Annotated in this window: 23 protein-coding genes and 3 pseudogenes; 8 read left to right on the plus strand and 18 right to left on the minus strand. The window is 62.7% G+C overall.

The features are described 5' to 3' along the window. Positions 1–139: 139 nt before the first annotated feature. Positions 140–2,239, plus strand: a complete 2,100-nt coding sequence (locus M3I53_RS23465; protein ID WP_254318227.1) for a serine/threonine protein kinase — start codon at positions 140–142, stop codon at positions 2,237–2,239. A 73-nt stretch (positions 2,240–2,312) separates the two neighbouring features. On the opposite strand, the gene M3I53_RS23470 is transcribed toward M3I53_RS23465, so the two are convergent. The 5 genes and pseudogenes from M3I53_RS23470 to M3I53_RS23490 all read right to left on the minus strand — a co-directional run. Further along, positions 2,313–2,459 carry a hypothetical protein gene (locus M3I53_RS23470; RefSeq protein ID WP_254318228.1) on the minus strand — a complete coding sequence of 49 codons (147 nt, stop codon included), beginning with the start codon at positions 2,457–2,459 and terminating at the stop codon, positions 2,313–2,315. Continuing rightward, positions 2,456–3,151, minus strand: a complete 696-nt coding sequence (locus M3I53_RS23475) for a phosphatase PAP2 family protein (protein ID WP_254318229.1) — start codon at positions 3,149–3,151, stop codon at positions 2,456–2,458. The genes M3I53_RS23470 and M3I53_RS23475 overlap by 4 nt, the downstream gene beginning before the upstream one ends. A gap of 251 nt (positions 3,152–3,402) precedes the next feature. Next, positions 3,403–3,804, minus strand: coding sequence for a DUF1488 domain-containing protein (locus M3I53_RS23480; RefSeq protein ID WP_254318230.1), 402 nt, complete (start codon positions 3,802–3,804; stop codon positions 3,403–3,405). Between the two features lie 152 nt (positions 3,805–3,956). Then, on the minus strand, positions 3,957–4,454 hold the full coding sequence (locus M3I53_RS23485; protein ID WP_254318231.1) for a hypothetical protein: 498 nt from the start codon (positions 4,452–4,454) through the stop codon (positions 3,957–3,959). A gap of 520 nt (positions 4,455–4,974) precedes the next feature. Next, positions 4,975–6,618: pseudogene (locus M3I53_RS23490) on the minus strand (phospholipase C); the annotation flags it as partial. On the opposite strand from M3I53_RS23490, the gene M3I53_RS23495 reads away from it, so the two are divergent. Next, positions 6,617–6,814 (plus strand): hypothetical protein, encoded by a 198-nt coding sequence (locus M3I53_RS23495; RefSeq protein ID WP_254318232.1) that lies wholly within the window; start codon positions 6,617–6,619, stop codon positions 6,812–6,814. The pseudogene M3I53_RS23490 and the gene M3I53_RS23495 overlap by 2 nt on opposite strands. A gap of 64 nt (positions 6,815–6,878) precedes the next feature. Here the strand turns inward: M3I53_RS23495 and M3I53_RS23500 are convergent, their stop codons facing one another. Further along, the gene (locus M3I53_RS23500) at positions 6,879–7,805 is read right to left on the minus strand and encodes a pyridoxal-phosphate dependent enzyme (RefSeq protein WP_254318233.1); all 927 of its coding nucleotides are present in this window, start codon (positions 7,803–7,805) and stop codon (positions 6,879–6,881) included. Positions 7,806–7,927: 122 nt separating this feature from the next. Next, positions 7,928–8,149, minus strand: a pseudogene (locus M3I53_RS23505) (helix-turn-helix transcriptional regulator); the annotation flags it as partial. A 339-nt stretch (positions 8,150–8,488) separates the two neighbouring features. Here M3I53_RS23505 and M3I53_RS23510 point away from each other — a divergent pair. Then, a complete protein-coding gene (locus M3I53_RS23510) occupies positions 8,489–9,112 on the plus strand; it encodes an ABC transporter ATP-binding protein (RefSeq protein ID WP_254318234.1) in 624 nt (207 codons plus the stop codon). Positions 9,113–9,155: 43 nt separating this feature from the next. Here the strand turns inward: M3I53_RS23510 and M3I53_RS23515 are convergent, their stop codons facing one another. Further along, positions 9,156–9,329 (minus strand): hypothetical protein, encoded by a 174-nt coding sequence (locus tag M3I53_RS23515; RefSeq protein WP_254318235.1) that lies wholly within the window; start codon positions 9,327–9,329, stop codon positions 9,156–9,158. A 237-nt stretch (positions 9,330–9,566) separates the two neighbouring features. Then, positions 9,567–9,833, minus strand: a complete 267-nt coding sequence (locus M3I53_RS23520; protein ID WP_254318236.1) for a hypothetical protein — start codon at positions 9,831–9,833, stop codon at positions 9,567–9,569. A 121-nt stretch (positions 9,834–9,954) separates the two neighbouring features. Between M3I53_RS23520 and M3I53_RS23525 the strand changes: the two genes are divergently transcribed. Continuing rightward, on the plus strand, positions 9,955–10,485 hold the full coding sequence (locus M3I53_RS23525; RefSeq protein ID WP_254318237.1) for an isochorismatase family protein: 531 nt from the start codon (positions 9,955–9,957) through the stop codon (positions 10,483–10,485). A 19-nt stretch (positions 10,486–10,504) separates the two neighbouring features. Here the strand turns inward: M3I53_RS23525 and M3I53_RS23530 are convergent, their stop codons facing one another. From M3I53_RS23530 to M3I53_RS23540, 3 genes are all read right to left on the minus strand, one after another. Next, positions 10,505–10,645 (minus strand): hypothetical protein, encoded by a 141-nt coding sequence (locus M3I53_RS23530; protein WP_254318238.1) that lies wholly within the window; start codon positions 10,643–10,645, stop codon positions 10,505–10,507. Beyond that, entirely contained in the window at positions 10,642–11,871 is a 1,230-nt protein-coding gene (locus M3I53_RS23535; protein ID WP_254318239.1) for an MFS transporter, read from the minus strand. Before M3I53_RS23535 ends, M3I53_RS23530 begins: the two co-directional genes overlap by 4 nt. 111 nt (positions 11,872–11,982) lie before the next feature. Further along, positions 11,983–12,903 carry a LysR substrate-binding domain-containing protein gene (locus M3I53_RS23540; protein WP_254318240.1) on the minus strand — a complete coding sequence of 307 codons (921 nt, stop codon included), beginning with the start codon at positions 12,901–12,903 and terminating at the stop codon, positions 11,983–11,985. Between the two features lie 95 nt (positions 12,904–12,998). On the opposite strand from M3I53_RS23540, the gene M3I53_RS23545 reads away from it, so the two are divergent. Next, the gene (locus M3I53_RS23545; RefSeq protein WP_254318241.1) at positions 12,999–14,129 is read left to right on the plus strand and encodes an alpha/beta fold hydrolase; all 1,131 of its coding nucleotides are present in this window, start codon (positions 12,999–13,001) and stop codon (positions 14,127–14,129) included. 24 nt (positions 14,130–14,153) lie between these two features. Here M3I53_RS23545 and M3I53_RS23550 read toward each other — a convergent pair whose 3' ends face one another. From M3I53_RS23550 to M3I53_RS23560, 3 genes are all read right to left on the minus strand, one after another. After that, positions 14,154–15,527, minus strand: a complete 1,374-nt coding sequence (locus tag M3I53_RS23550) for an LLM class flavin-dependent oxidoreductase (protein ID WP_254318242.1) — start codon at positions 15,525–15,527, stop codon at positions 14,154–14,156. A gap of 51 nt (positions 15,528–15,578) precedes the next feature. Beyond that, positions 15,579–16,388 carry a class I SAM-dependent methyltransferase gene (locus M3I53_RS23555; protein WP_254318243.1) on the minus strand — a complete coding sequence of 270 codons (810 nt, stop codon included), beginning with the start codon at positions 16,386–16,388 and terminating at the stop codon, positions 15,579–15,581. A gap of 189 nt (positions 16,389–16,577) precedes the next feature. After that, positions 16,578–18,476: a potassium transporter Kup gene (locus M3I53_RS23560; RefSeq protein WP_254318343.1), complete on the minus strand. Its 1,899-nt coding sequence runs from the start codon at positions 18,474–18,476 to the stop codon at positions 16,578–16,580. Between the two features lie 129 nt (positions 18,477–18,605). On the opposite strand from M3I53_RS23560, the gene M3I53_RS23565 reads away from it, so the two are divergent. The 3 genes and pseudogenes from M3I53_RS23565 to M3I53_RS23575 all read left to right on the plus strand — a co-directional run. Then, positions 18,606–19,880: an NRAMP family divalent metal transporter gene (locus M3I53_RS23565; RefSeq protein ID WP_254318244.1), complete on the plus strand. Its 1,275-nt coding sequence runs from the start codon at positions 18,606–18,608 to the stop codon at positions 19,878–19,880. 508 nt (positions 19,881–20,388) lie between these two features. After that, positions 20,389–20,610: a hypothetical protein gene (locus M3I53_RS23570; RefSeq protein ID WP_254318245.1), complete on the plus strand. Its 222-nt coding sequence runs from the start codon at positions 20,389–20,391 to the stop codon at positions 20,608–20,610. An 88-nt stretch (positions 20,611–20,698) separates the two neighbouring features. Beyond that, a pseudogene (locus M3I53_RS23575) lies at positions 20,699–20,902 on the plus strand (LysR family transcriptional regulator); the annotation flags it as partial. Between the two features lie 32 nt (positions 20,903–20,934). Here the strand turns inward: M3I53_RS23575 and M3I53_RS23580 are convergent. From M3I53_RS23580 to M3I53_RS23590, 3 genes are all read right to left on the minus strand, one after another. Further along, the gene (locus M3I53_RS23580; protein ID WP_254318248.1) at positions 20,935–23,061 is read right to left on the minus strand and encodes a D-(-)-3-hydroxybutyrate oligomer hydrolase; all 2,127 of its coding nucleotides are present in this window, start codon (positions 23,059–23,061) and stop codon (positions 20,935–20,937) included. A gap of 232 nt (positions 23,062–23,293) precedes the next feature. Next, positions 23,294–24,394 carry a TAXI family TRAP transporter solute-binding subunit gene (locus M3I53_RS23585; RefSeq protein ID WP_254318250.1) on the minus strand — a complete coding sequence of 367 codons (1,101 nt, stop codon included), beginning with the start codon at positions 24,392–24,394 and terminating at the stop codon, positions 23,294–23,296. Positions 24,395–24,454: 60 nt separating this feature from the next. Then, complete coding sequence (locus M3I53_RS23590) at positions 24,455–25,600, minus strand: zinc ribbon domain-containing protein (protein WP_254318251.1); 1,146 nt, start codon at positions 25,598–25,600, stop codon at positions 24,455–24,457. Positions 25,601–26,311: the final 711 nt, after the last annotated feature.

The raw sequence follows: 26,311 nt of genomic DNA on the forward strand, positions 1-26,311 counted from the left end.
TATGCTTTAAAGATGACGGGACCGCGTTGCAGCGGACTCGACGGGATCGCGGCAGCAGCCACGCGCGGCGCGATCGTGCGCCGGGAACGTGTGACGCAAAGCGCCTCGGCCATCCTGAAGCTGAGTTGAAGGCATACGAATGATGAGCCTTGCGCAGCTGATCCAGACATTCCAGAGCGGGGCGCTCTCACGCGAGGCGTTCTTCGCCGAGATCGACCACGTGCTCGCGGTCGACGCGGCCAATTGCGCTCGCCTGCGCGAAGCGGTGGACGCGACGCAAACCGTCCATCCGCTGCCCGATGCCGTGTATGCCGAGGTCCTGCGCCGCATCGAATATCGCCAGGACAACGCGGCGACCGTCGACGACTCCACTCGCATCCACGAAGCCCTTGCCGCTGCCCGGAGCGCCGCCACGGGCGACGACGCGGAACACTTGAAGGGGATCGGCGACACGCTCAACGGACGCTTCGTGCTCGAAGAATGTCTGGGTGTGGGCGGGATGGGCACCGTCTACAAGGCGCTCGATTTGCGCAAGCTCGAAGCTTCGGACCGCAAACCTTATATCGCGATCAAGGTGCTTAACGTGCAGTTCCGCGGCCAACCGACTTCGCTGATCGCGCTGCAGCGCGAGGCCCGCAAGGCGCAGACGCTCGCGCACCGCAATATCGTCACGGTGTACGACTTCGACCGCGACGGGCCCCTCGTCTACCTCACGATGGAATATCTTTCGGGCAAGCCGCTCAGCAAGCTGCTGCGCGCGCCCGGTTTTGCGGGCATGTCATTCGAAAAGGCACGGCCCATCATTGCCGGGATGGGGCAGGCGTTGGCCTACGCGCACGAGCGCGGCTTCGTGCATTGCGACTTCAAGCCCGCCAATGTTTTCCTCACCGACGGCGGCGATGTGAAAGTGATTGACTTCGGCATAGCGCGCGTGTTCCAGCGGCCCGAAGAAGATCCCGACGTCACTGTGTTCGATCCCGCGACGCTCGGCGGCATCACGCCGGCCTATGCGAGTCCGGAGATGTTCGAGCATCGGGAGCCGGATCCGCGCGACGATGTCTACGCGCTCGCCTGCGTGACCTACGAACTGCTCACGGGCAAGCATCCGTTCAACCGCAAATCGGCAACGCAGGCACGCAGCGACAAGATGCGCGCCGAGCGGCCGCCTGGGCTCGATCGCGTTCAATGGCGCACCTTGAGCGCAGCGCTTTCGTTTGACCGCGCCTCGCGCACCGCGAGCGTCAATCAGTTTCTCGAGGGCATGGGCGTGCTCACGCATGCCTCTGCGTTCCCGGGCGCGCGGGTCGGCGCCATCGGCGTGGGCGCGGTCGTCGTCGCTGCGGGGTTATGGGTGGGGTATCGCGTGCTTTCCGGACACGGGCAAACTGGCGCCAGGCCCTCCATGGCCGCTATGGCGCCCGCTAGCGCGACGAAGGCCGCCTCGCAGGCGCCGGCCTCGCCGGTGCTTGCCACAGCGCCAGTGGCGGTCGTCGCGAGCGTACCTGCCGCGAGCACAGTTGCAGCGGCTCCGGCATCGAGTGCGCCGCTGGCCGACGCGGCGTCGATCGCCGCGCTGAATGCGACGCTCGCGCGCATTCCGTGCTCGGCGCTTGCGGCGTCGCTGCCCGAGCACGTGCTCCAGGTGCGCGGCTTCGCCAATACGGGCGAGAACATGGCGCACGTTCACGACGCGCTCGCGCAAACGCCCGGCGGGCAGGCCGCGAAGCTCGATGTGACTGCTGTAGAGAACCACAACTGCGAAGTGGTCAGCGCGTTCGCGCCGTATTGGCGCGCCAATCATCTGGCGGCCGGCGGCGCGACGATCCATACCCGGCCGCTCGACGCGCGGCTGACGCAGGGCATGCCGCTCGTCGTCGATATCACCACGCCGCATTTCGATTCATACGTCAACGTGGATTACTTCGCGCTCGACGGCAGTGTCGTGCATCTGGTTCCCAGCAATGTCGAGCGCGACAACCAGGCGCCGGCCGGCTTCTCGGCGACGGTCGGAGGATCGGGATACTGGCTGGTGGACAAGCCGTTCGGCACGGAGATGATCGTTTTGCTGATTACGCCCGCGCCGTTGTTCGATGGTCTGCGCCCGGCTTCGGAGTCTCGCTCCGCTTACCTCGCGGCGGTGGGGCAGCAGTTGAAGCAGATGCAAGCGCATTATGGCGCAGGGCATATCGTTGCCGATTTCGTGCAGATCACGACACATGCTCGCAGCGATACGCAGTAGTGCAATGCGAGGGTCGTCATTTCCCAGTGATCGATCTCATTGCAGCGCGTAGCACTCCGAAATAAGCCAGTACTCACGGCACTGAGGCGATGAACGCGGTGACGTGTGCCACATAATCGAGCACATGAAATCCAGTGGCCTCGGCGTACAACCAGGCCGCAGCAGCGCTGCGATCGAGGTGATGCCGCTCGCGATCGCCATCGACGCCCGCACCCGTCATGTCACCGTATGCAGTACCGAACGGGCGAGCCGCAGAAGATCGTCGAACTGAGTGACCAGCTCGAAACAGAGCAGAAAACCGACCGCCGCGACGGGTCCGGGGTAGCGCATGACATAGCGCATGAAGGGCTTGACAGTGCGCCTTCTCACGGCTCTACGCGTCATGATCCAGGTAATCACGATGCCGATTACGGCGCCGACGAGCAGATCCGTCGGGTAATGATAGCCGAGATAGGCCCGTGGAAAGCAGACGAATGCCGCGACAGAAACGAACGCGAGTATGCCGATCCCTCGCCAGACGAGGAAGATCCCCATCGCCACCGCCGTCCACAGCATGGCGTGATCGCTTGGAAAGGAACTCCAGTGCATGAGCCCGGCGAGCTGCACGGGCGACGAGGCGAAATGCAGATTCAGGCCCGGTGTGAATAGCGGCCGTTCCCGGTACGGCAAAACGCGCGCAAGGAGACGTCCCACCGCGAGTGCAATCAGGGCGCTCGCCAGCGTGGCGAGTACAATCTCGCGGCGCCAGCCGCGTCGCTCGTGGGGCTGGAACCAGATCCACCACAACAGCGGGATCAGCAAATAGCCCTTGAACGTGTAGAAGTCGGCAATTACCCCAATGGCGTAATTGACCTGGGGAGGAAGCTGCAGTTGAGTGAGGGCTCCCAGAATGACGGTATCGAAGCTGTTCATTATTGTGGCCATCCCGCTGATGAATTCGTGAGAAGGGCGGTCTCGAACACAATCCTCAACCGCCTCCGTGCCACATACGCAAGCGTTCTTATGTTTTTTCAGGCCAGCGCACACGGTGAAAGCAGTTCGCAGCGGTGAACTGCTGCGATGCAAGCTCGATCGTGCGCATATACCGTGCCTTCGATTACACTGCAGCGCGTCAAGGACTTATTGGCGGCTTTCGCATTCGAGGTACATCGTAGAGCGCACCTTCACGTCAACGCATTTCCGGACCCGAGGACGTCAACGGCCGGGGGGAGGCACGCGCTCGCCATTTCCGTTACGTCGTCTCGGGCCGGTTCCACGATTCCTCTGTTGTGCCTGATGTCTGCTTCGATCGCGCCTGGCTTGCGCAGGCAGTCACGCAAGAAAAGCTGGCAGCGTCCGGCGGAGATCCGGTGTGGAAGAATTTGTCTCGTAATTGCTTCGATATCCTTCCTATTTGCTGCGAAGGCTGCTAATAGCCCGGCGCGACCAGCACGCGCACGAAAATAGTCTTCAAGGGCCTCCGGAGATATCTCGCACATGACCGGGTTGCCGTCGACGACGGCGCGAAACCGGACGGTGCCGCTCGCATGGTAGAAGGCATCTTCGTCTGGAAATTGTATGAGCACGATGGCTTACCTCTGTAACTGCCGGACCTGCCTTAAAGCAACTGATGTTCCCCACTCGTCTAACGAAGCCCGGCAGAACGCCCATCGTGATCTCGTCGATTGAATCGAAATCAATTCTCAAATCGTTCTCAGCATAAAAACATCGGACAGTGCTAGTTGCCCTGATCGGACGACGCGCTGCTGTTGTGGGGCAACGATAGTGGCCCGTAGCGAAGGTGCTGCGCCACCGACATGGGTACTTTGGGCGAGAACATGCCGACGATCGTGAGCGCATAGACGACTGCCGCGACGCTGGCCACGACACGAACGGGACGCGCGATCATCGAATTGACGACGACGATGTTGAGGTAGAACCAGATGCCGAGCAAAGCGAGCAACAGCAGGCGCGGCATGGGCTTCCAGCCGTCGCACCTTACTTCGGAGATCGACCAGACGAGGGCGGCGACGAGCGTGAAAAAGATGCTCCACACGCCTGCCGAGCGGCTTCGCACCATGAGGGTACCCGAGCCGATCAGCGCCAGCCCGGTGACGACGTAGTAGGGCGTGGAACCCATAGCGACGAGCCAGCCGCCAAGCACAGCGAAGGCGGCGCCCACCAGTACCAGAACCTCCCCCGTCTCGGCAGGAGAGGCCTCGTGTCGGTTCGACATAGAAGAGCCCCCGCTCATACAAATGTCCGGCATCGCGTTGCGCAATTCCAAAAGCCGTCTGGATCTCTAAGGGTCATCTGGCAATCGGCGTTCACGGCAACGCGCCTCGGTCGTGGTGCAATCGTCGTTCCCTCTGCTGCGCCAGAAAAATCTGCAAGGGTCTGCGTAAATGCGAGGGCGTTATTCGTTTGATCCATAGCGCCACGTTTTCATCTCACGCTGCGACCTGAGCCAGGATCAACCCCCGCGCTGGCGGCGCGTGGGGGGGGCCGCGTAGTGGCGAGAAAATGAAGGTAAGAGAGATTTGGATTTCAAATCAACCATATGAATTATCAAGAGGCGGAAAACCGGGGAGACAAGGAGCAGATACGCGTTGACATATCTACAAGAAGCCAGTGTAGAAATGGCGCGCACTCCATCGTTTACCCTCGCATTGATTCGAAATCAAAACTGGAAAGGTGAGAGCTCTCGAATTCCGCGCTGCCTGGCGCCAGACCTTCGCGGGCTGGTCGACTGGCAGCCCCGTCGGCGGGTCGAGAAACAGCTTGCGCTGTGCGAGTTCGTCGCCACGGCGGCCGAAATCGAACATGCCCATGATGCTGCCGGCCTTGCTGTCGAACGATCCGCCGCCGATACGTTCGCCGTCGAGCCAGTTGTCCTCGATGAAGCGAACGACCGATGACTGGTCAATTAATGTATGGTCGACGTAATTCTCCTTGGCCCAGGGCGAAATGACGAGAAACGGAATGCGTGCGCCCGGGCCGCAGCGGCCGTTCACAGGTTTGCCGTTCACGCCATTCTGCGCAGAGCCGGTACCGCATTTTCCCTGGCCGTTCAGGTGATCGGCGACCGAATCGTATGACGCGCTCGTTGGCAACGCGTATGCGTGGTCGTACCAGCCATCCGAGTCGTCCCACGTCACGACGATGGCTGTGCTGGTCCAGTCCGGCTGGCGCTGCAGGAAGTTGACGACCTTCGCGATGAACGCCTGTTCGTCGAGTGGATCCGAATAGCGGGCGTGACCGTCCTGGAACGAGGGGGCCTTGAGGAAGCTCACGGCCGGAAAGTTTCCGGCGCTTACAGCGCCGAAGAAGTCGTCGGAATCGTACTGATGATTGGCGGGGTCCGCGGTCCGGCCGTCTTTTTCCAGGGTATGCCCGATCGCCTCAATAGAACTCGGACGCAAATGCTTCGGATTCGACGTCGACGCGTAGTACTGGAACCAGTTGTGATGCGGCACGTAGTCCACAGTGGCTGCGCCGACGACTTCCGATAGCGTGCTGCGCCTGCACGCGGTCGTGCCATTGCTGTTCACGGTCTCGAGGTTGAAGCCGCCCATGAAGCCGCCCCACGAAATATTGCGCGCGTTTAAAAGGTCGCCGATATTCCTGCCCGTCATCATGATCGTGTCGCGCTCGCTCGAGCATTTGTCGAAGGCGGGATCGACGTCGTCGATCAGCGTGAAGCCGCCCTGTCCGTCGTTCACGTAATAGGAGCCCGGTACGGAAGGCTTTTTCGTCGTCAGCACGGGTCTCACGCCGTTGGTTTGACCGGAGACCACCTCCAGCGCGCCCGGCGTCGACGGGCCATAGGTCGACGACCAGGCGTTGTCGCTCATCGCGAAGCGCTGCGCGTAATTCCACAGCGCAGTGACCGTGTTGCCGTCGTAATAGCCCATCACCTCCCGATTGCTTCCAGACTCACTCGCGCTGTCGCTCGTCCCTTTACCCGTGTACTTCGGGAACAGGTCGACCGCGCCGTTGTCGTAGGCTTGCTGTTCTGCCGCATAGGTGTGATCCTGGTCGGCGGTGGCCGCCTGCTTACGGTCGATGCGGAAGGGGTTCGCTGCGCCCGCGCCGTTGGCCGGATTCGTGGCATTCGGATTTCTGGTGAGGAGCGGCCCTGAGAGACCATTGATCTTGGGCGTACCGGGCAGTGCGTTGAACGGCGGTTCGTCTGAGGGATTCGCCGCATGTGGATAGGTCGCAAAGTAGTGATCGAACGAGACGTTCTCGCCATAGATCACGACCAGGTGCTTGATCGGGGTGGCAGTATGAAAGTCGTTCGGCCGATTCAGGTGTTGGTCTTCATTCGCACCCCACGCAAGGGGTAATGAGTATGCCGCGGCTATGAGCGAACCAAGCGCTAAATGACGCCAGTGCATGTCGGGCTCCTGTAAGTTGCGTTTCCTCGTAGCGCAACGGGAGTTCCCGGCTGGCGTCGCCGTGGCGAGCGCAAGCGAAGGCCAGCGCGTGCTGCCCCTCGCCGAACTACAATATACGCACGCCACAGTCTCCAACCAGCATCATGGCTTGATCGAAGCGCAGTATCGTGCCCTTGAGATGCTGCAACACATCTGAGAGTCTAAAACCGCTTAGGTCTACAGAGCGTAGGTCTATCGTTTCCGACGTTTCAGGCACAACGTCATTGGCTATCTGCCTCGCCTGCCCATGCGCGTATCTGATCGATGGTGGCCGTAGCGCCGCCGCATACGACAACCAAAACCTTCTTGTATCTGGCCAATGCCGGATGCCTCTCGTAGGCGACAGACAGCGCTGCGCCACAAGCCGGCTCAACCAGAATGCGGTGATCCGCAAGAAAGCGCTCGCAGGCGGCGAGTGCGCTGGAATCCGACACGACGAGGCTGTCTATAGGGTGCTCGCGTATGCAGCGCAGTGCCTGCTCGCACACCCGCTTGGCGCCGAGCGAAGTGGCGACGCTGGAGATACAGGGCAACGCCACCGTATGACCCGCCTCGACGGCGGCATGGAGCGAAGCCGCGCCTTCGGTTTCGACGGCCAACACCGCCACGTCGTGCCAATGATTGCGCTGCAGGCCTTCGACTACGCCAGCAAGCAGACCACCCCCGCCGACGGAAAGCACGACGGCGTCGGGCTTGAAGCGGGCCTGGGCAACTTCATCGATCATCGAAGCATGGCCGCGCCACAGCAGCGGATCGTCGAAGGGATGCAGAAACGCGTCCGTCGCGCCCAGCAAAGTCTGCGCGAACTGGTTTGCCTCTTGCCAGGCACCGCCGTGCACGACGACCTCAGCACCTTCGAGGCGCAGCAACTCTTTGGCGCGCTCCGTCGTCGTTTCCGGCACCACGACAAGCACCGGAATGCCCAGGCGCCGGCCCGCATAAGCCACGGCAAGACCCGCATTCCCCCCGGACGAGGAAACGAAACGCTGCGCGCCACGGCTTTGGTGGACAGCGCAAGCATGGCCGATGCCCCGGATCTTGAACGACCCACATGGCTGCAAGGCATCGAGCTTGAGCCACACGGATTGTTCACCAGGGACGCTCAAGGCGCGCGACTCCACCAGAGGGGTTTCAAAGTGCAGATTCATTGCGATGGGCTTCCAGGTTTTCGATCGGACCAACCGTTGCCGAACTTCTGCTGATCCTAAAGACGAAGAGGGTGGCTGGCTTGTAAAAAATTGACACGCGAGGCGATCGAAGGCCCATCGGTTCAGTAGACGGACGGGGCCACCCCGAACGCGTGACGGAACGCCCGGTTGAAATGGCTTTGATCGTAGAACCCGACGCCCTGGGCGACTTCGGCGATGGTTGGCTTGCCGCGCGCCAACAAGGCGCACGCTTGTTCCAGGCGCAGACGCAGCAGCCAGGCATGAGGCGTCATGCCGACCGTCTGCTTGAATCGACGCAAAAAATGAAAGCGCCCCGGACCGCACGTCGATGAGCCGTCGGTACTCCACGCCATCGCTCATTTCAAATCACGAAGTCACTATTGCGGCAGACTTGAGGGGCGCACAGACTCCAGGCGTCGAGGCTTGCGAGGTTTATTCCGATGCGGCAGGACGAGTATATGTCGGCAGCGAGGCTGTCGGCCTTGCTTGTGAAATAATAATGAAAGCAATTTGTCTGTTACTTTCAAAAATGGATGCGTGAGTGCCGCCGCAAGATGGGCGCAGTTGTTGCCTCGCAGCCTGCATGGCACGATATCGCGTCCGTCGTGTGCAGGTTTTCGCGACTGAGTTGTCTGGCCATTGTTCACTTGATTGATTCCACCATGCTTCGATTTGAAAACCTCGGCAAACGCTTTGGCGAGCGCGTGATCTTCCATGGATTGCAGTACGCCAGCGACGCTGGATGCATTGCCCTCTGCGACGAGAACGGCAGTGGCAAGTCTACGTTGCTTGGCATCCTGGCCGGCGCGATCGACGCCGACGAAGGAGAGGTCTGGCTCGACGGTCATTCGCTGCGTACCGACGCGCTCAAGGCGAAATCCGCGCTGGCCTATGTGCCCGACGACTGCATGGCGTATCCGTTCCAGACGGGCCGGGCGTTTCTCGAACTCGTGGCATCGACGAAGAAAACCACCCTTGACGACCGCACGCTCGATCTCGCGCACCGCTTCGGCCTCGCACCGCACCTCGAAAAGCGCTTCGAGCAGATGTCGCTCGGCACCCGCAAGAAAATATTCCTGACGGCGACGATGCTGGGCGAGCCCGCCGTCGTGATCGCGGACGAACCGGGCAACGGGCTCGACGCCGCCGCGCGTGCGGTTCTCATCGATCTGTTCAAGAACCTGGCCAAAGACAGCGCGGTCTTTTTTTCGAGTCACGATTTGCGGCTTGCGCAGGCTTGCGAGGCGAAAGTCACGAGTTTTGCGGATCTTGGTATGGCCGGCTGAGGCCCAGTCCGTCTGCACACACCCGTGACTCGCCTCGCTATGGCTACGTCGACCGGTCGCGATTGCGCGCGCGCGTGGCGCCCGTGATCACCGCGACGCCGAGTAGTATCACCGCCACGATCTCGACGATGTGCAGCGCGACATGCAGCGCCATCAATGCCCATGCCACGCCGCCGATAAAAATGATCCATCCGATCAGATAAATGAGCAGGGTCATCGTTCTTCTCCTTGGGCTTTGGGCCTGGGCACAGTGCAAATGAAGCGATGGGAGAAAGCGCGACCAACCGCCTTTCACCCGGCGCAACAGGTCGAAGCACATTGCGCGCCTGACGTCGCCATGGCGCGCGCAGCCGCAGCGCAACCACATGCGCGTTAAGGATATCGAACGAATTGGAATGTGCAGAGCCCGCACGCGGTAGGTGAGTGCGCGCGGGCAGGACGACGCGCGGGCTAGTTAGTGCCCATGCGCCTCGCGCAATCCGGCGTCCTTTTCGAGTCGGCGACCGTGGGTGCCGACGTGGAATCCCGCCGAGATCACAAACAGGACTCCGGCGAATGGCCAGATATAGATTGCCAGCGAGAAGCAAATCCAAATCGCTTCTTGTGGCGGATACGCCTGGAGTGCCCAGACAAGGCAGGCAACTGGCAACAGCATCAGACACAGCGCCGACCGGGTGAGAAAGGTGGCGGCTCTTGCTTTCTTTAGCGTCTCTGCTTGCATGCCTGGCTCCATAGGGAATGGCATGGGAGATAGAGTCGCATGGCGACCATTTATCGCATACTTAGTAATATCCCTGACAGGTGCCATTTTTGCGCACTGCAATCTGGGAAAAGGATGCGCGATGCTGCATAGCCTTTCCGAATCGATCGTAGTTCTGATCGACTTCCAAACGAGACTGATGCCCTCGATTCACGACGGGGCATCGCTTACCGCACAAGCCCTCAGGCTCGGGCGGATTGCTCGGAGTCTCGACGTTCCGGTCATCGGGACAGAACAGAATCCGGGCGCGCTCGGCGAAAACGCACAGGAAATACGCGATCTCTGCTCAATGACTGTTGCAAAGCACCATTTCGACGCTACCGTCGATGGGCTGTTTGAAGCGCTGCCTGAAGGGCGAACCCGAGTCATCGTCGCGGGATGCGAGGCGCATGTCTGCGTCTTGCAGACGGCAGTCGGTTTGCTGCAGCGCGGCCTGTCGGTCACTCTCGTTATCGATGCGATCGGTTCGCGCAAAGCCGTCGACAAAGAGGCGGCCATTGCGCGGATGCACAAGGCGGGCATCGAAGTGGCGTCGGTCGAGATGGTCGCATTCGAATGGCTGCGCTCGAGCCAGCACCCTCGCTTCCGCGACATACTGCAGTTGATCAAGTAAGCTGGCCCCCGCGGCACGATCATCGGCAAAACGCCGCGCCAGTGAGCAAGGCAAGCATCGTCGAAGGCGCGAGATATTCGACGAAGGTCCAGACAATAAGCGCTCCGAATGAAACGGCCAGCGTGAGCTGCATGATGCGCACGGCCAACGCCTCGCTCACGAAGGCTGGCCCGCGATCATGGCGCGCTGCACGACCCGCTCGTCGTCGATCGGCAAGTGCATCAATCCCGCGATGACGCCGAGTGCAATCGAGCCCTGCCAGAGCAGCCCGTAGCTGTGCGTCGCGTCGAACACCACGCCGCCCAGCCAGACGCCGAAGAAACTGCCGATCTGATGCCCGAGAAACACGAAGCCGAAGAGCGTCGAGATATAGCGCACGCCGAACATCTGCGAAACGATCCCGCTCGTCAGCGGCACCGTGCCGAGCCACATGAATCCCATCGCGAACGCGAACACATAAAGCGTGAGCGGCGAGAGCGGCAAGACAACGAACAGCGCCATCACGCCCGCCCGTGCGAAGTAGATTGCCGAAAGCAGATACTTGCGGCGCAGAAATCCCCCCGCGTAACCGCATAGAAACGTGCCTGCCGTGTTGGCCAGCGCGATCAGCGCGAGCGCGAGGCTCGCTTCGCGCGCGCTCATGCCCTTGTCGAGCAAATACGCCGGCAGGTGCGCGCCGATGAACGCAAGCTGGAAGCCGCACGACAAAAAGCCGAGGTTGAGCAGCCAAAACCCGCGATGCGCGAACGCCTTGCCGATCGCGCGGCGCAGGGTGTCGTGCGTATCGATCGCGCCGTCGCGCGCCAGCGGACGATCGCGCAGCCATGCCGCGAGCGGCGCGCTGGCGAGCATCATGGCGGCGAGCACGATAATGGCGGTGACCCAGCCGAATCTGCTGATCATCCCTTGCGTGAGCGGCACGACGCAGAACTGGCCCAGGCCGCCGAACATGCCCGCCACGCTCAGCGCCCAGCTGCGCTGATCGGCTGAAAAGAGCCGGGAGAGCGCGCCGTAGACCGCGCCGAACGCCGTTCCGGACAATGCCACGCCGAGCACCACGCCCACGCCAAACGTGTATATGCCGGGCGTCGCGCTCAGTGCCATCATCGCGAGTCCCAGTGCGTAGAGCAGGGCGCCCGCGAAGATCACGCGCGCGGAGCCGAAGCGGTCGGAGATCATGCCCGTTAGCGGCTGTGCGACGCCCCACAGCAGGTTTTGCAGCGCGAGCGCGAGGCCGAACGTCTCACGCGACCAGCCGCGATCGAGTGTGACCGGCAACAGAAACAGCCCTTGCACGTTGCGCACGCCTAGCGCCGCGCCCATCACCACGCCACCTGCGATCACGAGCAGCCAGCGGCGGCGCCATGCATCGTCCATACCCGTCATCGTTCGCCTCCTGGCGCTGGGCGCTTCGCAGTTGCGCAGTGTTGGGCCTAGTAGAGCGCGGGAAGTGAGTTGGATCAAGCGAGTTTTTGGCACGCTTCGCATGCATGACGCTCATGCGAGTCGGGTTTGGCGGGCTTGATCGACGATCCAGTCGATGACGGCGCGCACGTCGTCGCGCGGCGCTTCGTCGGCCTGATGCAGCCAGTAGGCGTAGCCGGTCGGGCCATCGGCGCGTGCATTGCCGACGGCGGTGAGCCTGCCGTCGGCAAGCAGCGGCTGAACGAGTGCGAGGCGCCCGAGCGCGATACCGCGGCCGGCGACGGCGGCCTGGATGACCTGGTCGTACTGGTTGAAGCGCAGCACGCCGCGAAGCGGCGCGCCGTCGAGACCGCGCGCGCCAAGATGATCTGCCCAGCGCAGCATCGGGCGGCGCGCGCCTTCGAATTCCAGCAGGACGTGGCGCGCGAGCGTGGCCGCGTCGAGCTTCTTGACGTTCAACGAAGGATGGGCGACCGGCAACACGTATTCATCGTACAGATGCACCGCGCGATTTGCTGCCTCCGGCGCGATGCGGGCTGGCGCGTAGCGCAGGGCGAGATCGATGCCCTCGGCGCGCAGATCGAGCACCTTCTCGGAGGTCGCAAGGCGCAGGTCGATATCGGGGAGCTGGCGCTGCAACTCGCCGATGCGCGGCAGCAGCCACAATCCGGCAATGCCGATGCTGGCGGTGATCGTCACCGGCTGGCGCGTTTGGGGCGCCGCCAGCGCGCCGACGATTTCCTGCATCTGCTGCACCGCGCTGTCCGCAACGCGCAGCAGGCGCTCGCCCTCGGGCGTGAGCGAGATCGAACGATAGCCGCGGTTGAAGAGGCGCACGCCTAGCGCCTCTTCGAGCGCGGCGATCTGGCGGCTCACGGCGGATTGGGTCACGCACAGGTCGTCGGCGGCGAGCGTAATGCTCATACGCCGGCCCACCGCAACGAAACCGCGGATGAGGTCGAGAGGAGGAAGTTTCACGAGCGTCACTGACATGCATTTTCCTCATGCGAAAGCTGCGCAAAGATTGATTGAACGGGTGGCCAGGGTCAAGTGAAATCGACACTCCGGGTTCTTCATGGAGCACGTTCATGCATTCAGCCGATCCGGGCGAGGCGCATCCTTTCGCCGTCGCCATCACCGCCGCAGATGGCTTTACGCTGCGCGCTTATGTGTGGCGTTGTCATGCGCGGCTGAACGCGGACGCATCGCGTCCGGTGGTCATCGTCAATTCCGCCACGTCGGTGCGCTGCCACTACTATTTCCGCTTTGGCGCATGGCTGCACCAACAGGGTTTCGACGTGCTGGTCTACGACTACCGTGGCATCGGCGGCTCGCAGCCGGTTGCGCTCGCAACGCTCGACGCGAGCTGGCTGGAATGGGGCGAGCGCGATTTCGAAGCGGTGCTGCGCTACGCGCGTAGCCTGTTCCCGGGGCAGCCTGTCGACGTCGTGGGGCATAGCATCGGCGGCTTCCTGATCGGGCTCGCGCCGTCGAATCATCTCATTCGCCGCGTCTTCACGGTCGGCACGCAGTACGCGTATTGGCGCGATTATGCGCCGCGCAGCATGCCGCTCATGCTCTGGAAATGGCATGTCGTGATGCCGGTGTTGACCGGCCTGATGGGGTATTTCCCCGCATCGTGGTTCGGATGGATGGAGGACACGCCGCGCGGCGTCGCGAAGATCTGGAGTCGGGGACGCGCCCGCTTTGAAGACACGCTCGGCAAGAAGCCGCTTGCGCGCACGCCCGAGCAGCGCGCGGGCATCGTTGCTCGTTTTGGCAACATGCATGCGCCGATTCTCGCTGTCAGCTTCCCCGATGATCCGTTCGGCACGATCCGCGCGATCGAACGCTCGCTGCGCTATTTCACACAGAGCCAGTCGACACACGTACGCATCGCGCCGGCCTCAATTGGCGAGCGCAGCATCGGACACTTCGCGTTCTTTCACTCGCGATTCGAGCGCAGCCTGTGGCCCTTCGCGCGCCATTGGTTGGCCGATGGCAGTGTCATTGCGACGACGCCGGCAACGACGCACCCGAGTCCCAGCCACGCCGAAGTAGAGAGCGATTCACCGAGCGACGCAATGCCGATCGCCACGCCGATCGGCTCGCGCGATGAGCGCTGTCATCGATTGCAACCAGGGATGAAGCGTCCACGGGCGGTCGACGACCAGGCCCGCGGCGACGCCGAGCAGCTTGCGCGCGGTGACCCGTCCTGAAATTTGGATTGTCGATCAACAGAATCAGGAAGCGACGCGCAATGCGTCTTCCCGCTGCGAGGCGAAGCGGTTCGCGGGACGAGGCAAGCCAAGATGCTCGCGCAGCGTGCGGCCCGTATATTCCGTACGAAAGAGTCCGCGTCGCTGCAATTCGGGCACGACTTCCCGTACGAATTCATCGAGGCCGCCAGGCAGCCACGGCGACATGATATTGAAGCCGTCGGCGCCTTCTTCTTCGTACCATTGCTGAAGCTGGTCGGCAATGCTCTGCGGCGTGCCGATCACCTGTTGATGCCCGCGCGCTCCCGCAATGCGCAGATAAAGATCGCGTATCGTGAGGTTGTCGCGTCGCGCGAGATCGAGCAGCAAGCGTTGCCGGCTCTTGCCGCCGTTGGTTTCCGGCAGGTCGGGCACGGGCCCATCAACGGGATACTGCGAGAGGTCGAGGCCGCCCGACATGTTTGCGAGCAGCTGCAGTCCCACGCTCGGATGGATCAGCCCCTGCAAGGCGTCGAACTTCTCCTGCGCTTCTTCCTGCGTGCGGCCAATCACAGGGAAAATGCCCGGCATGATCTTGAGATGCTCGGGACGGCGGCCGTAACGCGCGAGCCGTCCCTTCACGTCGCGATAGAACTGCCTGGCTTCATCGAGCGTCTGATGCGCGACGAAAATCACTTCGGCGGTTTGTGCCGCGAGTTCCCTGCCGGCTTCCGAGGCGCCGGCCTGCACCACGACGGGCCAGCCTTGCGGCGAACGCGCGACGTTGAGCGGACCGCGCACCTTGAAGTACTTGCCGCGATAGCCCAGTGTGTGCAGCTTCTCGGGGTCGAAGTAGATGCCGCTCGCCTTGTCGCGAATGAAGGCGTCGTCTTCCCAGCTGTCCCAAAGCCCGGAGACCACGTCGTAGAACTCTTTCGCGCGTTCGTAGCGCAAGGCGTGATCGAAATGCTTGTCGAGGCTGAAGTTGTGCGCTTCGGTTTCGGTGCTCGATGTCACGAGATTCCAGCCCGAGCGGCCGCCGCTCAGATGGTCGAGCGAAGCGAATTTGCGGGCCACGTTATAGGGCTCGTTGAACGAGGTCGATACCGTGGCGATGAGCCCGATGTGCTTCGTGACCACCGATAGCGCTGAGAGCAGCGTGATCGGCTCGAAATGATCGGCGCGCGCGGTGCGCGAGAGCGAAGGCACATGGGTGTCGCGCACGCTCACGCTATCGGCGAAAAATATGGCGTCGAATTTGGCGCGCTCGGCCGTTTGCGCCAGTTCGGCGTAGTGCGCGAAATCGAGGCCGCCGGCTGCGTGGGCATCGGGGTGACGCCACGCGGCGATGTGATGGCCCGTCTCCATCAGGAAGGCGCCGAGACTCAATTGTCCCTGGCGTCGCGATGCTGCGCTCATGTGTGCTCCTCGAAGATGGTGGGCGTGCGCTGCGCAATGGAAGGCAGGGATTCAATGCGCGAGCGGCTTGTGCGCCGTGGCAATGATCATGCGCCGCGTGAGCGCATAGCCACGTGCGTTGCGATGCGGTTCGAGGGCGCCCGCGAGCCGGGCACCCACACGCGCGATGTCCCCGGGCGTGAGCGACGAGAGAAAATTGCCGAACGAACTGGACCGGCTGAAGGCGAGCACATCGTCGATGTTGTCGAAGGTGTCGCCGAAGGTGCGAATCTCGTTGTGCGTCACGTCGAAGCCGGCGTCCTTGAGCAGGGCTGCCGAGCTCTCGCGTGTGAGCTTGTTCGGCGCGCCGATTCGAGCGCGCTGCCATTCGGGCTCGCCAGCAAATAGCGCGTGCAGCACGACATGCAGGTCGTGTGGCGCTTCTTCGGGCATGGTCGTGAAGCCGATCCGGCCGCCTGGCTTGAGCACGCGCCACGCTTCGCGCAGCGCTTGCGCCTGATCCGGGATCCAGTGAATCACGCTGTTGAAATACACCACGTCGTAGTGCGCATCGGGCACCGCTTCCAGCGCTTCGGCGCGGCCGACGCGCGCGGCGAAGCGGCCCTGCGCACGTTCTCGCGCGCGTTGCACGCGCAGCGGCAACGGATCGAGCCCGAGCACTTCACCGAGTGCGCCTACGCGCTGCGCCGCGGATTCGGTGAGGCGGCCCGTGCCGCAACCCACGTCGAGCACGCGTTCGCCTTCACGCAAGCCGAGCACGTCGAGCAGTTGCAGACCGTGATGAAACTGGCGAATGCCAAGCCGGTCGTATTCTTCGACGAGCGTGGCGGAATCGAGCTCAAGGCTGGGCGCGTTCGACATATCGTGGTCCTGACCAAGGTTTGGCAGGGCCATTTTTGCCGATGGGTTATCTCACCACAAACAAGCAATTGAGCTATTCATAGAAGCACGATTGCGTTCGCGGCGATTCCGCCGTTGAGGCGGATTTTCAGGCTGACGAGGCAGCCTCTTAATCCGCAATCGAACGGGTGACGCGCGCCCGATTGTGTCTCAGAGGTTGATCTGTCCACCCATCTCGACCACCCGGTTCGCTGGCAGGCTGTAGTACTCGGCCGCCTGCGCCGCGTTGCGCGCCATGAACGCGAACAGCTTCTCGCGCCATAGCGACATGCCTTTGCTCTGTGCCGTTGCGAGGATCGTGTCGCGGGCCAGGAAGAACGACGTGGCGGCGGGCTCGTACTGCCACGTAGGTATCTGCTTCTGCACGAGCAGGAGGAGTGCCGGCACGTTGGGCATTTCCATGAAGCCGTGACGCGCCGCGACCGCGTAGCAACCATGCCCAAGATCGCTAACGGAGACTTTCTCGCTTTCGGGTACATGCGGAACGTTCTCGGTCGTACCGGCCAGAAAGATATTGGTCTCGTGCATCACGCCGTTATGCTTGAGATTATGCATGAACGCGCTCGGCGTCATGCCGGGCACGCCGCCCGGAAACACCGCCGTGCCGCCCACGCGGGGAGGCGGGTGCGATCCATCGCACAAGGAGTGAATGAATGCAGGAAGCGGCAGGTTGTCGTTTTTCACGCGCTCGACGACCATTTCCCGTCCGCGATGCCATGTCGTCATGATGGCGAACAGCACGCCGCCCGCCAGCAGCGGGAACCATCCGCCATCGAGGACCTTGCTCGCATTGCTCGCGACGAATATCGCGTCCACGACGGCCAGCGGCCCGATCACTACCAGCGTTGCGACCGGTTTCCAGTTCCACAGGCAGTGGGTGATGAAGTACATGAGCAGCGTCGTGAGCTGCATCGTCGAGGCGACGGCGATGCCATAAGCGGCCGCGAGGTTATCGGAAGACCGGAAGAACACGACGAGGAACACCACCGCTGCATAGAGCGAGATGTTGATGAACGGTACGTAGACCTGACCGACTTCGTGCGTCGAAGTGTGAATGACGGGGATGCGGGGCAGCAAGCCAAGCTGGACAGCCTGCTTCGTCATGGAAAACGCGCCGGATATGACGGCCTGCGAAGCGATGATCGTCGCGGCCGTTGCCAGCAGCACCAACGGAAGCAGTGCCCAACCCGGCGCCTGGGAGAAGAATGGCTGCGTGAGCGCCGAGGGCGTCGACAGCACGAGCGCGGCCTGGCCAAAGTAGTTGAGAACGAGGCTTGGCAACACGAGCAGCAGCCACGCGAGCCGGATCGGCGTCTTGCCGAAGTGCCCCATGTCGGCATAGAGCGCTTCGCCGCCCGTCAAGGCAAGGAACACGGAACCGAGGACGACGAATGCCGTACCGGGTGCGTGCGCCACGAAGCTCAATGCGTAAGACGGCAATGCGCCGCGCAATATGCCGGGGTTGTGCGCGATATGAGCGATGCCAAGTACGGCGAGCGTCAGGAACCAGACGATCATGACCGGTCCAAAGACTTTTCCGACCGTGGACGTGCCGTGTTTTTGAAGCTTGAACAGGCCGGTCAGGATAACGAGTGAGATCGGCACGACCCAGGTGGCCAGATGAGGATCGACGAGTTCGACGCCTTCCACTGCCGAGATGACCGAAATCGCCGGCGTGATCATCGAGTCGCCATAAAACATCGCGGCGCCGAACACGCCGAGCGTCAGAAGCACGGTGCGCAGACGCGCGGGCGCCACGCGCGCGGCCAGCGCCGTGAGCGCCAGAATGCCGCCTTCGCCGTCGTTGTCCGCACGCATGACGAAGCTCACATATTTGAGCGTCACGACAATGATGATCGACCAGAGAATCAGCGAGACGATCCCGAATACATTGGTCTGGCTAATTCCGCCGGCGGCTTTCAGGCATTCACGCAAGGTGTAGAGCGGGCTGGTTCCGATGTCGCCGAAAACCACGCCTATTGCGCCCAGAATCAGGGCGGGCGGGACGTCGGTAGTTTGACGGGATGAACGCGCGGGTATGGAGGCCATGGGTAAGGAAAATGAAATCAACGTCCCTCGGGACGGGCTGCGGAGCAAACGCGGCCTCATGAAGGCCGCGTCCCGACTCGCACGCTACAATCGCGCCACCGATACTACAGGCGCATCCTTTCAGAACGCATGACCCGTCTCCCGACGCTCAAGCAAACCGTTTCGCGAGGGCTGCGCCGGCTCGCCCTGTGGGGCCCGGGGCTGCTCGTGATGCTGGCCGACTGCGACGCCGGCAACGTCGTGACGGCCGCGCAGGCCGGCGCGCAAACGGGGCTGCGGCTCTTGCCCGTGCTGCTTGCGCTGGTCCCGCTGCTCTACATGATTCAGGAGTTGACCGTTCGCCTCGGCATATTCACCGGGCGCGGTTATGGCGAACTCATCCGCTTGCGTTTTGGACCGGTTTGGGCGGCGCTGGCCGCGGCGGGGCTGGTTGTGGCCGTGCTAGGGTCGCTCGTGACGGAGTTCACGGGCGTTGCCGGCGTGGGGGAAATGTATGGCGTATCGCGTGCCGTCACGCTGCCGCTCGCCGTCATCCTGTTGACCGGCATCGTGCTCACGGGCTCGCACAAGCGCGTAGACCGGATCGCCATCGCCATCGGCGCATTCGACCTGGCATTCTTCGCCGTCGCATGGAGTGCGCGCCACAAACTCCAGGTAATGGTCCCGCAGATGACCCACCTCGCGGCGGGCGGCCGCGACACCGGCTACCTGGCTGCGGCGCTCATTGGCGCAACGTTCAATCCCTGGATGGTGTTTTATCAGCAGGCAGCAGTCGCGGACAGCCTCACGGCGAAGGACTTCACGTCGGCCAGAGTCGAGACCGCGGTTGGCGCCGTCCTAACGCAATTGCTGACGGCAGCGGTGCTCGTCGCTGCGGCGGCAACGTTGTCGGCGCATGGCGAGCCGCGCTCTCTCGACAGCATCGGCCAAATCAGCGATGCGCTCGTTGCGGTAACGGGCCCGTTCGCAGGCCGCCTGCTGTTCGGCGCGGGCGTGCTCGGTGCGGCGTTGGTGGCAGCCATCGTGAGTTCCCTCGCGCTGGCTTGGGGGCTCGGCGATGTGTTCGGGTACCGAGCCTCGCTCGAGGTCCGTCCCGGCCGCGCGCCCTGGTTCTACGGCGCGTATGTGCTGGCCGTTGCAGGCAGTGCCTGGGCTGTCTGGCTCGCGCCCGACCTCGTTTCCTTGAACGTTGCCGCGCAAGTGCTCAACACGTTGACGTTGCCGCTCGTGCTGGGGTTGCTCGTCGCGCTTGGCGTCACCGCGCTGCCACAACGGTATCGGCCCCGCGGGGGCTATTTGTGGCTCGTGGTTTTCATGGGTGCGGTCGTGTGTGCCGCGGGTGCCTGGGGTGCGCTGCAGGGTTTGCGTTCTCCACTCGCGATCGCTGGCTTACAGATTCTTTAATAATGCATAGTAGACAGCGGCGAACACGACGACGATGCCGATGTTCACGGCCAGTCGTAGCCAGAATAGATGCTTGAGGAAAATAATATCCACGCCGACGACAACGACTATCAACAACAAGATGTAAATCGCGACGTACACCTGTCTCATCATTTCGATCGCCAGTCAAACTACCCTGGTTGCCAGCTGCCAGAAGTCAGGATACGCCGGGACGGCGGGCCTCACACCTCACCTACGTTTGTAATCGTCTGAACCCTGGTGCAGCGCATCAGCCAGCGTCGCGCGATATTGGCGGATGCGCGTTTCCGGCTTTCTTGTCTTTTGTTGCTATCTTGCTGAAATCGATGTTGCGAAAGGCTTTTGTGGCTATAGTTAAAGTGCTTTCTCACACACTTGATGCGGCGCGGTAAGAATTGCGCTTTGCATCAAGAGCGTTCGGTTCGTGCAGGGTGTTTTCGCGGATTGCGGCGAAAAGACTGCAAAACTAACCGATCTCTGGGAGGACCGGATGAGACGCACGAAGACGCAGTCACTGCGTTACCAGGTCGAAAAATGGCTCGCCCCGACCGCGCCGGTGCACGTCACCGCGTTTGGTCATACCCCTTCTGGCAGGGCGCGTTATGTGTGCGTGGAGACGCGCCAGACAACGGGATTTCATGCGCTGTTCTTCTTCCAGCACGACGACGGCTACTGGAATGTATTTCCTCCCGTGGGTGAACAGGCGCAGTGATGTAGAAATATAATTAGGTATCCAATAGAACGAAAGCAGTTTCACTGCATCGCCGCTTCCTCGATGCAGGAGAGACTTCATGCTAAATGCTGTTCTGCAGTCCATGCTGGCTGCCGGTCTGGGCGTGGATGGCGGTGGCCATCGGCAATGGGGGAGGGCCTCATGCGGCTCGGCCCGAAGCACCGGTTGCCGCCCTTGCCCGGCGCTGTTCGCGCTGCTGCCGCCGCATCCCGGCGAAGGGGACACGGTGACACAGGCGAGAGAAGTGCTGGCGCGGCAGCTGCCGGTGTAATGCGAGCGCCGCGCCGGCGTGCGCTTCGCGCCTCAATGCGGCACGTTCACGACTCCGTCGTTGGCGCGAATCGCATTGCTGCCCGGATTCTCCACGATGGCCGGCAGGTTCGTGAGACCCAGCGGCGGCGCGGCGCCCGGGCTGCCGCCGCGCGGGATCGTGCGGATGACCTGGGAAGGCGGCAGCGGCGCGCCATTCTTCAGGTGATTCCACATCAGATTGAGCGCCGCGATGTTGTAGTAATGCACCGGCACGAACCGCGTGTCGAAGCCCGGCACGGCGAGGAACGCATCAAAGTGCTGCCCGTTCATCACCTCGTACAGCGACAGGTGGCTGCGCGAACCTTCGCGATCGCTGTTTGCCGCGAGATACGCGCGCGAAGCATGATTGATCGGCACGAGCGCATCGCTGCGGCCTTGCACGATGATCGCGGGCTTGCCGTGCAGGTTCGCATTCACGCTGATCGCCTGCACGCTCTGGCGCATGCGCGGATCGCCCTTCGTCCACAGCGCGCGCAGGCATGCCGCGCCCGTGAAGCTGGCGTCGGGCGTGGCGAACCGATGGTCGGCGCCGCCTGGCGGCGTGACGTTGTAGACGAGATTGACGCCATTGGTCGGCGGTACGCCGTTGCCCACGCCAAAGATGGTCAGCATCGGCGAGACGGCGGGCGCAACGCCGGCGGCGCCCGTCGAAGCGTTCGTCGTGCCGAAGCTGAATCCGCACAGGTTGTCGAGCACGCTCGACCGCGTGTAGGCATCGGCGTAGGTCACCGCGACAGCCGGCACGGCCTGCGAATCCCACATCGGCGCCTGCAGCAGATCGGAGTCCGCTTCATAGCCGGCTTCATGCAGGCGTTGAAGCGCGTCGTTCGCCTGCGCCTGCGTGTCGCCGCCGTGGATGTAGCCTGCCGCCGCGAGCGACGTGCAGCGCGCCTGGCGTATGGCGGTCGTCGTCGCCACGGGTAGCGCCGTGAGATAGGGCGCCCCTGCGGCGGCGTCCGCGAGTGCGGCGCAGGGTTGCAGCAGGTTCGCGAGCGTCATGTAGTCCGCCAGCGGTTTGCCGGCCGCGGCGATGCGCTGCCCGCCTTCCCGGACTTGCGCCTCACCGGGCATGCGCACATTGATCTGCGGTTCGCCGACCACGACCGCCGTGATCCACTTGTCCGTGTCCTCTTCGGCTGCGGCGAGCGATGCGCCGCCGCCGTTGCTCACGGAAGCGGCGATCGTCGTGATGTCGCCGGGCGCGTAGCGCACGCCGCGATTCGATGCGTCGACGCGCGGCGCGAACTGCTGGTTGAGCACCCAGTACGCAAACTGGACCGCTTCGAGCGTGTCCTTGCCCCAGTCCGCTTCGGGGTTCAATTGCGAATGCGCGTGCTTGAAAGCGTACCGGTTCGGAAACTTCTGGTTGTAGGCGGCCAGCGCGGCCGCCGGCACGTTCGCGGTGAAAATGCTCCCGCGTCCAGCCGTTGCGGCGTTGGCCGTGACGCCATCGATCAACGTCACGAGGCCGCTCATCAATTCTTCTGCGCCGTTGCCTGTGCCCTTGTCCGTATAGGCGACCGCGCAGCCGCGCTTGAGTCCCCACTCGCCGGCCGCCGAGATGGCGCCGTACACGCCGCGCGAGCCCGACGACGTGGCGGTCACGATGCACGGGTTCGCCGGATCGAAGCTGGTCGGCACTTGCACGAGCAGGCTGACGTTCCGGCGGCCGCTGCCGTCGTCGGCAAACGCGAGATATTCGGTGCCGGCAATTTTGCCTTCACCCAGCGTGTCATTGCCGTAAAGATCGACGTTGGGCCCCCAGAAGCGGCCATAACCGCCGTTCGCGCTGATATCGACGAGCGCGCGGTAGTTCGACCAGATCGCGAGCCGGCGCAGTTCCGCGGCCGTCGGGGCCGCGGGATTCGCGATGGCGGGCTGCGCCCCGGCGAGGCCGGTTTTGCCGAGCCCGGCGGTCAACAGATCGTCGCTGACGCCATCGTAGCTGGTGGTTTGCAGGCTGCTCGCCACCACGAACGACGGCAGCCGGTTGAAGGCCGGGTGATGGGCGTTGTTTTCCGCAGCGTGTGCGCCGGGAACGAGCGCCGCGCCTGCGATGGCGATCGCGGCACGCAGGCGTGCCGTTTTACGCCGGACTGTGAACGGGGTATCTCTCATGGGTGTCTCCTTGTTTGTTGTTAGGCTAGGACGCACTGCATCGGGAAGACCGTTTCGACGTGCCGGCATCACGGCACCCCTGGACATTAGGACATCCTGAAGGCAGTTACCAGGAGAGAATGAATGCGGGCAAAAGGCGATCGCCTTCCACGCCGTACTGGCGTTGGAAGGGCCCACTTGCCTCGCGTTCGCGCGTCGGCGGCCGCGTTCGGCGCGCGGATTCCTCGGGGGATTACTTGCAGAGCAGGAGCAGGCGTTCCTGATCCGAACATGGCCGCCCGTCGACTTTTTGTGCGGCGGGACCGCCTTGCGCCGCGGTTGAACCCGTGGCGGCCTGCATCGCCGCGCGATGCGCGAAACACGCCTTCAGACGTCGCTCAACCGGCGGATAGTATTGCCAGCCTTTGCCGAGGCCCGGTAGTTCGAGCTTCACCTGCTTCCACTTCGGATGGCCGTGCTCCTGCAGGTTGTCGAAGTTCGCGCAGAGCGAATCGGCAAAGCGCTTCAGGTTGCCGACCGTATCGCGCAGGTTGTAGTCATAGGTGACGAGAAAGGCCTTGACGGTCCACGTCGGCACGTCTTCCTTGAGCCAGTTCGGGTAGCTCGATACGTGAATCGTCGCGGGATAGTAGGTTTGCTTTGCGCGCGCCGTCTCCGGCGCGTTCGCATCGACGCGCAGGAAGCGGATCTGCTGCAGCAGCTCGGGGTTCATGTCGGTGAAGAGCTTGGCGGGCTGTCCGGCGACGATGATCGCCACATCGATCTTCTTGACGATGAGCGCGGCGAGCGCGTCTTCGTTGCTCAGGTGCTGCGCGTTCTGCTCGGGAATCGGCTGGCCGAACATGAGGCGGTACAGAGTCGTCGCCGACTGCGCGGTGCCGCTGCCAATCAGGCCGACGCTGATTACCTTGTCCTTGATCTCGTTGATCGTCTTCATCGGCGAGTCGTTACGTACGACGAAATAAATCTCTTCGTCATAGAGCGGCATGATGAGCCGCAGCGGCCGTATCAGCGTGCCGGCCTCTTCGTTGCCGGAATTGGCCATGTCGACATAGGCCTGGTAGACGTCGGACTGCACGAGCGCGAGCTTCACGCCGGACTCGAACCTCATGCGCTGGACGTTTTCCGCCGAGCCTTTCGATGGGATCACTTCGAGGTCGATGCCCGCGGGTGGCGCGACCCATTTCGCCAGGTCCTGGCCGATCTGTATGTAGGTGCCGCGCTCCGGGCCGGTCACGATGCGGTAGTGCGCATCGACCTCGGCGGCGCCGGCAAGCAATGAGAAAAGCAGGGCGATCAGCGCCGCCCCTCCGGCTAGAGTCGTTTTCAGCATGGTCTCTCTCCCGCCTTGTTTGCGATGTACTGCAGACTTCGATATGTTGTGGAATCCTCTTCAATGCGTGGCGCCTGACGGCGCGGCTCGCTTCCAGCCGTTTTGCACGATCGCGCGCTCCTGGACGTCTACGCTGTTGTCGCCGCCGGAGGGACTGGCGGCCGTCGCGACATTCGCCGCGTTCGCTGTGTTTATCGCACCGGGCAGCGGGGGCGGCGATGCGCTCGTATTCCAGTCCTGAGAGGATGGCAGCCGCACGGTGTTCGCGCCGCGCGGCAACGCAGCTGCCGCGTTCGTTTGCGGGGCGGCACTGGGTGGGCTGAGCGGCTTCCAGGCCGTAGATACGATGGCGCGCTCCATCAACGATTGCGCAGCTTGACTGCTCGAATCGATCGCAAGCGCTTCCGAAGCCTGTTGCTGTACGCAGGCCCAGGCATGCTGCGCGACGCAGCGATCCGCGTTTTGCAACGCGCTATCGCGCCGTTGCATGCGCGCGGCGATATCGTTTTGTAGCGCACGCGCCTCTTCGTTGTCACCGTCGCGCGCCAGCACGGCATTGGCCGCGGCGTTCGCGTCGAACAAGTTGTTTTCCGCGAGGCTGGTCCGCGCTACACGCAGGGCTTCGGCCACGTCCGCGAATTGCGGCACGGGGTGCGCATTGCGCGGGGTGGATTGCGGCTGTTCGCTGGTCTGCCTGCCGGCGGCGGGGGGCGTCTCACCGGCCTGTTGCGTGGACGCATTGGTCGAAACCGAACCGCCCGAAAAGTGCAGCGTCTCGTCGCGAGGGTTGGCCTCGCGTTGGCGGTTCGCACCGAGCAGCAAATACGTGCCGTACGCGAACGCAACAATCAGTGCGAACACGAACAGGCCTCTGGGAAAGATCCATTGCCCCATCTGCGAAACGCGCAGCCCGTGTAGAAGCGCAACGGTGTGCTGCGCGGCGTGCGGGTAGCCCGCGTCCAGCGACGGCCCGTCGGTCGCGGGCACACCCGCCTGCACGAACTTCGCGGCTGCGGGCGCGGGGGGCGTCGCCGCCGTCGCGCCGAGAGGTGTCAACGTGGCTTTCGGATGGGTGCCCAGCGCGACTTTGTCGAGTGGACAATCCGTGCCGCAGTAAGGGCAGAATTCGAAGTTCTCGTACAGCAGTCCGCCGCAACGCTTGCACGCTGCGGGTAAATTCTGGTCGCGACCAATCTGAGCGGACATGATGTCGTCCCACCGTTATGGCAAAGCCATTTCGGCATGCTCAGAATCGTCGTTGAAGCGATGGGCAAGGCCTCGCGGAACTCACGATCTGCATGCGCAGGAAAGCGACGGGGCCCGACCGAGCGCAGCCGTCTAGGGAAAATATGGTTGATTTCGCACAGCGCGTCAATCCGCTGTTGCCCAGCACGCATACGCATGAGGGCGGAGATCTGGCAAGAGACGGCGTTGCGGAACTTTTTACCGTGCAGGCTTTTATTTATATGAGTAGCTAAGTGAGCGTGCGGGCTTCCGAGGTGTTACACAGCGGGCGAGAAGTATGACCCCAATTGGTGCGTCGGCGGGCGCGAGTAAGCCAAATTCAGACAAGGCGCGGGGCATGCTCGAGCATCCCTTCTTCCTTCGCGCGCGGTCGCGTTGCAACGAGATCCCGCATCGCCGACCCGCATGCACGCGGCCGTTTCATGCTCGACGCAATTGCTGCGTGCGCAACGAATCAGCGCGCATAGGTTCAGAAACTATCCCTTGACAAAGTACTGCGGCGCCTCCTATTTTTCCTCTGGCCATCTTTAATTACCAAATATTTCCCGCGCAATCCCGTTGGCGAAAATCAATGCTTTCGCCCGATGCTCAATGAATTATTTAGGTTTCCAAAGTAAATAAATAACAGTTAATCTGAATCGACTTTGTCAGGAATGGAAAGATAAATGTCAG

The organism is Paraburkholderia sp. CNPSo 3272, assembly GCF_024206495.1.
Classification (GTDB): domain Bacteria; phylum Pseudomonadota; class Gammaproteobacteria; order Burkholderiales; family Burkholderiaceae; genus Paraburkholderia.

Coding starts and splice junctions, on each gene's coding strand:
- M3I53_RS23465 (WP_254318227.1), top strand. CDS start 140: ATGATGAGCCTTGCGCAGCTGATCCAGACATTCCAGAGCGGGGCGCTC.
- M3I53_RS23470 (WP_254318228.1), bottom strand. CDS start 2,459: ATGACGGGTGCGGGCGTCGATGGCGATCGCGAGCGGCATCACCTCGAT.
- M3I53_RS23475 (WP_254318229.1), bottom strand. CDS start 3,151: ATGAACAGCTTCGATACCGTCATTCTGGGAGCCCTCACTCAACTGCAG.
- M3I53_RS23485 (WP_254318231.1), bottom strand. CDS start 4,454: ATGTCGAACCGACACGAGGCCTCTCCTGCCGAGACGGGGGAGGTTCTG.
- M3I53_RS23495 (WP_254318232.1), top strand. CDS start 6,617: ATGTCGGGCTCCTGTAAGTTGCGTTTCCTCGTAGCGCAACGGGAGTTC.
- M3I53_RS23500 (WP_254318233.1), bottom strand. CDS start 7,805: ATGAATCTGCACTTTGAAACCCCTCTGGTGGAGTCGCGCGCCTTGAGC.
- M3I53_RS23510 (WP_254318234.1), top strand. CDS start 8,489: ATGCTTCGATTTGAAAACCTCGGCAAACGCTTTGGCGAGCGCGTGATC.
- M3I53_RS23515 (WP_254318235.1), bottom strand. CDS start 9,329: ATGACCCTGCTCATTTATCTGATCGGATGGATCATTTTTATCGGCGGC.
- M3I53_RS23520 (WP_254318236.1), bottom strand. CDS start 9,833: ATGCAAGCAGAGACGCTAAAGAAAGCAAGAGCCGCCACCTTTCTCACC.
- M3I53_RS23525 (WP_254318237.1), top strand. CDS start 9,955: ATGCTGCATAGCCTTTCCGAATCGATCGTAGTTCTGATCGACTTCCAA.
- M3I53_RS23535 (WP_254318239.1), bottom strand. CDS start 11,871: ATGACGGGTATGGACGATGCATGGCGCCGCCGCTGGCTGCTCGTGATC.
- M3I53_RS23540 (WP_254318240.1), bottom strand. CDS start 12,903: ATGTCAGTGACGCTCGTGAAACTTCCTCCTCTCGACCTCATCCGCGGT.
- M3I53_RS23545 (WP_254318241.1), top strand. CDS start 12,999: ATGCATTCAGCCGATCCGGGCGAGGCGCATCCTTTCGCCGTCGCCATC.
- M3I53_RS23550 (WP_254318242.1), bottom strand. CDS start 15,527: ATGAGCGCAGCATCGCGACGCCAGGGACAATTGAGTCTCGGCGCCTTC.
- M3I53_RS23555 (WP_254318243.1), bottom strand. CDS start 16,388: ATGTCGAACGCGCCCAGCCTTGAGCTCGATTCCGCCACGCTCGTCGAA.
- M3I53_RS23560 (WP_254318343.1), bottom strand. CDS start 18,476: ATGGCCTCCATACCCGCGCGTTCATCCCGTCAAACTACCGACGTCCCG.
- M3I53_RS23565 (WP_254318244.1), top strand. CDS start 18,606: ATGACCCGTCTCCCGACGCTCAAGCAAACCGTTTCGCGAGGGCTGCGC.
- M3I53_RS23570 (WP_254318245.1), top strand. CDS start 20,389: ATGAGACGCACGAAGACGCAGTCACTGCGTTACCAGGTCGAAAAATGG.
- M3I53_RS23580 (WP_254318248.1), bottom strand. CDS start 23,061: ATGAGAGATACCCCGTTCACAGTCCGGCGTAAAACGGCACGCCTGCGT.
- M3I53_RS23585 (WP_254318250.1), bottom strand. CDS start 24,394: ATGCTGAAAACGACTCTAGCCGGAGGGGCGGCGCTGATCGCCCTGCTT.
- M3I53_RS23590 (WP_254318251.1), bottom strand. CDS start 25,600: ATGTCCGCTCAGATTGGTCGCGACCAGAATTTACCCGCAGCGTGCAAG.